This window comes from Modicisalibacter sp. 'Wilcox' (assembly GCF_010993675.1).
GTDB classification, from domain to species: Bacteria; Pseudomonadota; Gammaproteobacteria; order Pseudomonadales; family Halomonadaceae; genus Modicisalibacter; species Modicisalibacter tunisiensis.
Genome location: NZ_WNXF01000005.1, coordinates 231083 through 238751, shown reverse-complemented (window position 1 = coordinate 238751; position 7669 = coordinate 231083). Strand labels below are relative to the sequence as shown.

The 7669-nt window shown below is 66.4% G+C and carries 7 protein-coding genes; all 7 read left to right on the top strand.

Annotation, left to right across the window (positions count from 1 at the left end; all coding sequences use genetic code 11):
- The first annotated feature begins 154 nt into the window (after positions 1-154).
- A complete protein-coding gene (gene flhD / locus G7A98_RS07065) occupies positions 155-493 on the top strand; it encodes a flagellar transcriptional regulator FlhD (protein WP_163648859.1) in 339 nt (112 codons plus the stop codon).
- A 4-nt stretch (positions 494-497) separates the two neighbouring features.
- Positions 498-1094, top strand: coding sequence for a flagellar transcriptional regulator FlhC (gene flhC, locus G7A98_RS07060; RefSeq protein WP_163648857.1), 597 nt, complete (start codon positions 498-500; stop codon positions 1092-1094).
- 86 nt (positions 1095-1180) lie between these two features.
- The gene (gene motA, locus G7A98_RS07055; RefSeq protein ID WP_163648856.1) at positions 1181-2053 is read left to right on the top strand and encodes a flagellar motor stator protein MotA; all 873 of its coding nucleotides are present in this window, start codon (positions 1181-1183) and stop codon (positions 2051-2053) included.
- Positions 2050-2994, top strand: a complete 945-nt coding sequence (motB, locus tag G7A98_RS07050) for a flagellar motor protein MotB (RefSeq protein WP_163648854.1) — start codon at positions 2050-2052, stop codon at positions 2992-2994. The genes motA and motB overlap by 4 nt, the downstream gene beginning before the upstream one ends.
- 17 nt (positions 2995-3011) lie before the next feature.
- Positions 3012-5207 carry a chemotaxis protein CheA gene (cheA, locus tag G7A98_RS07045; protein WP_163648853.1) on the top strand — a complete coding sequence of 732 codons (2196 nt, stop codon included), beginning with the start codon at positions 3012-3014 and terminating at the stop codon, positions 5205-5207.
- On the top strand, positions 5204-5719 hold the full coding sequence (cheW, locus tag G7A98_RS07040) for a chemotaxis protein CheW (protein WP_163648851.1): 516 nt from the start codon (positions 5204-5206) through the stop codon (positions 5717-5719). The genes cheA and cheW overlap by 4 nt, the downstream gene beginning before the upstream one ends.
- A 226-nt stretch (positions 5720-5945) precedes the next feature.
- On the top strand, positions 5946-7643 hold the full coding sequence (locus G7A98_RS16805) for a methyl-accepting chemotaxis protein (protein ID WP_276207480.1): 1698 nt from the start codon (positions 5946-5948) through the stop codon (positions 7641-7643).
- The last annotated feature ends 26 nt before the right edge of the window (positions 7644-7669 follow it).

Sequence of the window (7669 nt, the reverse complement as noted above, 5' to 3'; positions counted from 1 at the left end):
CAGGACGGGGAGCAGGTAACCGATCAGTCAGACAGGAATGCGGCCTGACCGCCATCCACCAGAATTGACAATAACTCGGGCGCCGCATGGCGACTCGATAACAAGTTGAACGGCCTTGAATCGTTCACGCCAGTAATTGCAGGGAATACACGTGATGCCTATCGACAGTCTCCTGAGCGATATTCAGGATACGAATCTTTCCTATCTACTGCTGGTCCAGCGGCTGCTCAACGAGGACCGCCCGACGGCGATGTTCCGCCTCAAGTTGAGCGAGGAGATGGCCGATCTGCTCGGTTCGCTCTCGGTCAAGCAGCTGGGGCAGCTGGCGCGCTCCAATCAGTTGCTCTGTCGGCTGTGTTTCGACGAGCCCGACCAGCTGCGCAAGCTCATCGAAGACCCCCGCGACCAGGGGCTCGGTCAGATCCATTCGGCCCTGCTCATGGCCTCCGGTGCGGAAGCGCGGTGGCCGGATTCGACGACAGGTCGGGGGTGAGGACATGGCCGACAAGAGTCTCGTCAGCGAGATGCGCCAGGTCCAGATGGCGATCGAATTGATCGAACTGGGCGCCCGCCTGCAGGTGCTGGAAACCGAGACCGACCTGAGTCGTGCCCGGTTGATCAAGCTCTACAAGGAAGTCCGTGGCATGTCGCCGCCCAAGGGCATGCTGCCGTTTTCCACGGACTGGTTCGTCACCTGGTTGCCGAACATCCATTCCTCGCTGTTCTACAACATCTATCAGCGCCTGCTCGAGGACTGCGAGTGCGACCGCATGGGCGCCTTCGTGCGGGCCTTCAAGCTGTATCTCGAGCAGCTTTCGCTGGAAGAAGAGGCCGAGCCGGTGCTGGGGCTGACGCGCGCCTGGACGCTGATTCGCTTCTTCGAGAGCGAATTGCTGGAGCTGTGCGAGTGCACCAGCTGTCATGGCCGCTTCGTGGTGCATGCGCATACGCCGCCCCAGGGATTTGTCTGCGGCATCTGTCAGCCGCCGTCGCGTGCCGGCAAGACCCGCAAGCGGCGTCAGGCGGCGGCGAATCGTCGCCAGCAGTCCGGCGACGGCGCGGAGCTGCTCGACACCCGGCGCCGCCAGGCCTGACGCAAAGAATTCTCGCCCACCCCTCAAGCACCCGGGGCCTCTGCCGATAACGGTAAGAGGCCCCGTTTCTTGGCAAGGGATACATCGTGCTTATTGTTCTTGGTTATATCATTGTTGTCGTGGCCGTGTTCGGCGGCTATGCCATGGTGGGCGGCCACCTGGGCGCCATGTTCCAGCCGGCCGAGCTCGTCATCATCGCCGGCGCGGCGCTGGGGGCGTTCGTCGCCTCCAACAACGGCAAGGCGATCAAGGCGACGCTGCGCACCTTCTCCAAGCTCAAGCGCACCACCAAGTACAACAAGACCATGTACATGGAGCTGCTGGCGCTGCAGTACAAGCTGCTCTCCAAGGCGCGCCGCGACGGCATGCTGGCCATCGAGCGCGACATCGACGACCCGCAGAACAGCCCGATGTTCGCCGACTATCCCAGGCTGCTCGCCGACCCCATGATCATGGCCTTCCTGACCGACTACCTGCGGCTGATGGTCAGCGGCAACATGGACCCGTTCGAGATCGACGCCCTGATGGAGCATGAGATCGAGACCTTCCAGCACGAGGCGGAGATCCCGTCCCATGCCCTGCATGCCGTGGGTGACGGCCTGCCCGCCTTCGGTATCGTCGCCGCGGTCATGGGGGTGGTCCATGCGCTGGGGTCCGCCGACCAGGGCGCCGCGGAGATGGGCGTGCTGATCGCCAACGCCCTGGTCGGTACCTTCGTGGGGATCCTGCTGGCCTATGGCTTCGTCAATCCGGTGGCGGGACGGATCCTGCTGCAGGTGAACGAGGCGGTGAAGATGCTGCAGTGCATTCGCGTCACCCTGATGGCGAGTCTCAACGGCTACGCGCCGCAGCTGGCGGTGGAGTTCGGCCGCAAGGCACTGTTCACGGCCGAGCGCCCGACGTTCACCGAGCTTGAGGAGCACGTGCGTGCCTCCAAGAACGCCGCGGGTGGCTCATGAGCAACAACCGGCCGATCGTCGTCCGGCGTCGCAAGTCAAGGCGCCAGGAGCGCCACGGCGGCAACTGGAAGATCGCCTACGCGGACTTCATGACCGCGCTGATGGCGCTGTTCCTGGTGCTGTGGATCCTGGCGCGCTCCAACGAGGCGCAGCTGCGCAGCATCGCCGAGTACTTCCGCACGCCGCTGCCGGTGGCCATGGCCGGCGGCAACAAGACCACCGCCAGTACCAGCGCGATTCCCGGGGGCGGGCCGGACCCCATGCACAGCGAGGGCGAACGCGCGCGCATCGATGACCGCCTGCACACGCGCCCCGCCGACGAGCAGCGCCAGCTGACCGAGCTCAAGCGCCGCATCGAGTCGGTGATCGAGCGCCAGCCGCATCTGCGCGAGCTGCGTTCGCAACTGCGCATCGAGCTGACGCCGGAAGGCCTGCGCATCCAGATCGTCGATTCCGAAAAGCGGCCGATGTTCGAACTGGGCAGCGACAGGGTCGAGCCCTACATGCGGGACATCCTGCGTGCCATCGCGCCGGTGCTCAACCAGCTGCCCAACCGGATCAGTCTCAGCGGCCATACGGACAGCATTCCCTATGCCGGCGGCGAGAAGGGTTACAGCAACTGGGAGCTGTCCGCCGACCGGGCCAATGCCGCGCGCCGTGAGCTGGTGGCCGGTGGTCTGGACCCCCAGAAGCTGCTGCGCGTGGCGGGCATGGGGTCGCGGGTGCCACTCAATGCCGAGGACCCCCGGGACCCGGTCAACCGCCGCATCAGCATCGTGGTGCTGGACAAGCACACGGCGGAGGTCATCCAGAACCAGAGCGGCTTCAGGAGCGTGAAGCCATCGAGCCTGGACTCGTCGCTGCTGCCCGAGGCATTGCGCACCGAGTCCGCCCCGAACCCGGCGTTGCCTGCCTCCGATGCCCAGCGCAATGCCCCTTGACGCGAGTGGAATAGAGCATGGATATCAGCGATTTCTATGAAACGTTCTTCGAGGAGGCTGAGGAGCTTCTGGGCGACATGGAGCGCCACCTGCTGGATCTCGACGTCGACGACCCCGATCCCGAGCAGCTCAACGCCATCTTCCGGGCCGCGCATTCCATCAAGGGCGGTGCCGGCACCTTCGGTTTCCTGGTGCTCCAGGAGACGACCCACATCCTCGAGAACCTGCTGGATCACACGCGCCGTGGCGAGCTGAGCCTGCGCCGCGATATCGTCGATACCTTTCTGGAAGCGAAGGACATGTTGCACGATCAGCTGGACGCCTACCGCAACGGCGCCGAGCCCGACCCCGAAGCGTTCGAGCGCATCTGTCGCACGCTGAAACAGCTCGCCCTGGACGAGCTGGGCAAGTCGATGGGCAGCGATTCGCCGTCCGCTGCGTCGGCGGGGGCCGCCGACAAGGCGAGCCCCGAACCTCCGGCCCCCGCGCCGCGGGACGACGACACGGCCGACGCCCAGGGTGGTGATCAGGCCCCTTCGGGAGCCGGCAGTGACAAGGGCGGCGAGGGTGGCGACCCCCGCCTGCAGGTGGCCCTGCTCAAGGTGGGCGAGAAGGACCGCCAGCTGCTGGTCGAGGAGCTCGGGCAGCTGGGTGAGGTCGTCGCGCAGAATGGCGACGAGCAGCGCTACGTCGTCGAGATGACCACCACCGTGGGTCGCGATGACATCGAGGCGGTGATGTGCTTCATCATCGAGCCCGAGCAGCTCGAGATCACGCCGCTGGGCGAGTCGGCGCCTTCAGCCGGTAACGAGCCGGGCGCCGGCGCGCCAGCCAGGGCCGAGCCGCAGGAAGCCCCGGCCGCGGCGCCAGTCGAGCCGGCCGCGGCGCCAGTCGAGCCGGCCAGGGCGCCGAGCGCAGCGCCGGCGGCACGGGAAGACAAGGGCGGCAAGACCCGGGCGGCGCCCAAGGGCAACAAGGCCAAGGGCGGCAGCGAATCGAGCTCGATTCGTGTACCCGTCGACAAGGTCGACCAGATCATCAACCTGGTCGGCGAGCTGATCATCACCCAGGCGATGCTCGACCAGACGGCGAGCGAGATCGACGGCGTGACCCACAGCGCGCTGCACAATGGCTTGAACCTGCTCAAGCGCAACGCACGCGACCTGCAGGAATCCGTCATGTCGATCCGCATGATGCCGATGGATTACGTGTTCAGCCGTTTCCCGCGCCTGGTGCGGGACCTGGCCGCCAAGCTCGACAAGGAGATCGAGCTGGTGACCGAAGGCAAGTCCACCGAGCTCGACAAGAGCCTGATCGAGCGCATCATCGATCCGCTGACGCATCTGGTGCGCAACAGCCTCGATCACGGCATCGAGTCGCCGGAGGCCCGCGAGGCGGCGGGCAAGCCGCGAACCGGACAGCTCACGCTCTCGGCCCAGCACCAGGGCGGCAACATCCTGATCGAGGTGATCGACGACGGGGCCGGCCTGTCGCGGGAGCGGATCCTGGCCAAGGCGCACAGCAACGGGCTCAACGTCTCCGACACCATGAGCGACGACGAGGTCTGGCAGCTGATCTTCGCCCCGGGCTTCTCCACGGCCGAGCAGGTCAGCGACGTCTCCGGCCGCGGGGTCGGCATGGATGTGGTCAAGCGCAACATCCAGTCGATGGGCGGGCATGTCGAGATCATGTCGCGGCCGGGCGAGGGCACGACCACGCGCATCGTGCTGCCGCTGACCCTGGCGATCCTCGACGGCATGTCCATCAAGGTCGGCGAGGAGGTCTTCATCCTGCCGCTGGGCGCGGTGCTGGAGTCGCTGCAGCCGTCCCGCGAGGACCTCTACTCGATGGCCGGCGACGACCTGCTGCTCAAGGTGCGCGACGAGTACCTGCCGGTCATCGCCCTGCATCAGGTGCTGGATGTCGCCGAGGCCCGGACCGAGATCACCGAGTGCATCGTCGTCATCGTCCAGGGCGAGGGGCGGCGCTATGCGCTGGTGGTCGATGACCTGATCGGCCAGCAGCAGGTCGTGGTCAAGAACCTCGAGACCAACTATCGCAAGGTGCCGGGCATTTCCGCGGCCACCATCCTGGGCGACGGCAGTGTCGCGCTGATCCTCGACATCGTCGACCTGCATCGCCTCAGCCGGCGCAAGTCCAACCCGCGCGCGGCCGTGACCACTTCGTCCATTCAAGAGGTGCATCCTTCATGACTAGCGTGACCCCGAACCCGACGTCCGCCGACAAGGCCCAGGCGACGATCGATGCCCACAGCCAGGAGTTTCTGGTCTTCTCCCTGGGTGACGAGGAATATGCCGTCGACATCCTCAAGGTGCAGGAGATCCGCGGCTACGAGAACGTGACCCGCATCGCCAATGCGCCGGCCTTCATCAAGGGCGTCACCAACCTGCGCGGCGTGATCGTGCCGATCGTCGACCTGCGCATCAAGTTCAACCTGGAGAACGTCGAGTACGGCGGCCAGACGGTGGTGATCGTCGTCAATGTCGCCGATCGCATCGTGGGCATCGTCGTCGATGGTGTCTCGGATGTCATGACCCTGACCCCCGAGCAGATCAAGCCCGCCCCCGAGTTCGGCGTGACGCTCTCGTCGGACTACTTGAGCGGCCTCGGCAGTCTCGAGGACCGCATGCTGGTGCTGGTCGACATCGACAAGCTGCTGACCAGCGAAGAGATGGCGCTGGTCGACAGTACTGCCGCGAAGTAAGCCCGCGTCGCGATGCGGTTGCCGGCCGTGGCGGCGTGCGCCACGGCCGTTTTCGTTCGGGACGATGTCGTGCTGGAGACGGGGAGGTGACTTGATCCCGATCAAGAGACGGAGCTCAAGTCACGCCGGAGGAGGCCGATAACCCTTGAATAACGGCCGGTGTCTCGAGCAGGCGAGAGTCGCCGGGTATTCGCAGAGCAGATAACCATACAAACAAGGGGGTGACGTGAAGCGACTCGACGACATGACCGTCAAGACCAGCTGGATGCTGGTACTGCTGGTGTTCACGACGTTGCTGGTCGTGGTCAGTGCGCTGGGCTGGTACGCCGTGCAGTACAGCCAGGGGGCGCTGGGTACGCTCAATCGCGTCAACGTCGAGCAGCAGTCGACCCTCAATCGCGCCAACAGCCAGCTGCTCGGTCTGCGCCTGGCCATCCAGGATCGGTACGCCAGCCTCACCGGCGCCACCTGGGGGAACTCGGCCGGCGACGCCGCCGGACTGGCCGACCGGCTGGCGACCTTGAAGCAGACCTTCGACGAGTTTCAGGCCATTCCCGTCAAGCCCGCCCATCAGGCGCTGGTCGACCAGGTGGAAGCGGATTTCCGCACGCTGATCGACGAGGGCATCGCGCCACAGATTCAGGCCCTGCAGGATGCCGACCTGGCCGCCTACAGCGAGGTCGCGCCCCGGGTCCAGACCCTGAACGATGCCTTCTACGCCAGCGCCGTCGACTTCTTCACCCAGGCCGAGGCCGACGGGCGCTCCCTCTACCAGGCCTTCGGCGACATGGCTGTCACGCTCAAGGCGGCCATCGCCGCGGCACTGGTCGCGGCCGCGGGCATGATCCTGTTCGTGCTGTGGGGGATCCGCAGGAACGTGATCCATCCGCTGGAGCGTGTGGTCGTGCATTTCGAGCGCATGGCCGAAGGGGATCTCTCCGCCAGCATCGAGCAGCGTGGCAACAACGAGATCGGCAAGCTGTTTGCCGCCCTGTCGCACATGCAGGAAGGGCTGTCGCGGACGGTGAGCAACGTGCGTCGCAGCAGCCAGGCGATCCATCGCGACTCGCAGAGCATCGCCGGCGGCAACAATGACCTTTCGGCGCGTACCGAGCAGCAGGCGTCGTCGCTGGCCGAGACCGCCACCAGCATGGAGCAGCTCACCTCGACGGTGGAGCAGAACGCCGACAACGCGCGCCAGGCGAGCCGGCTGGCCGACAGCGCCGCGCAGACCGCCGCCCGGGGCGGCGACGTCGTCGGCCAGGTGGTCGATACCATGCACGAGATCAGCCGCAGTTCCCACCAGGTCGTCGACATCATCGACGTGATCGACTCGATCACCTTCCAGACCAACATCCTGGCGCTGAACGCCTCGGTGGAGGCGGCGCGGGCCGGCGAGCAGGGGCGCGGCTTCGCGGTGGTGGCCGGCGAGGTCCGCGAGCTGGCCAGCCGCTCGGCTGCCGCGGCCAAGGAGATTCGCGGCCTGATCGAGGCATCCGTGTCGCGGGTGGACAGCGGCTCGCAGCTGGTCGATCAGGCCGGCGACACCATGCGCGACATCGTCGCCTCGGTCCAGCGGGTCAACGACATCATGGACGAGATCGCCGCGGCCTCGCAGGAGCAGAGCCGGGGCATCGGCCAGACCAATCAGGCGGTCAGCCAGATGGACCAGGTCACCCAGCAGAACGCCAGCCTGGTCCAGGCGTCCGCGGACGCCGCCAATGCCCTGGCCCGGGAGGCGGAGGTGCTCAGCGAGTCGGTGGCGCGCTTCCGCCTGGCGTCACGCTTCGACACGGCACCGGACGATGCCGCCGTGCCATCCCGGCCGGCACTGAGCCGCGCCCCGGAGGGCGGCGGGCCGACAGCAAGCCGCACGCCCGTCGCCGTGGCCCGGGAGACGGAAGCGGATTGGGAGTCCTTCTGACCCCGACGCCCTCCCGACGACAGCGC

Excerpts from the sequence above, each read along its gene's own strand:
- flhD (WP_163648859.1), top strand. The coding sequence starts at position 155 with ATGCCTATCGACAGTCTCCTGAGCGATATTCAGGATACGAATCTTTCC.
- motB (WP_163648854.1), top strand. The coding sequence starts at position 2,050 with ATGAGCAACAACCGGCCGATCGTCGTCCGGCGTCGCAAGTCAAGGCGC.
- flhC (WP_163648857.1), top strand. The coding sequence starts at position 498 with ATGGCCGACAAGAGTCTCGTCAGCGAGATGCGCCAGGTCCAGATGGCG.
- cheA (WP_163648853.1), top strand. The coding sequence starts at position 3,012 with ATGGATATCAGCGATTTCTATGAAACGTTCTTCGAGGAGGCTGAGGAG.
- cheW (WP_163648851.1), top strand. The coding sequence starts at position 5,204 with ATGACTAGCGTGACCCCGAACCCGACGTCCGCCGACAAGGCCCAGGCG.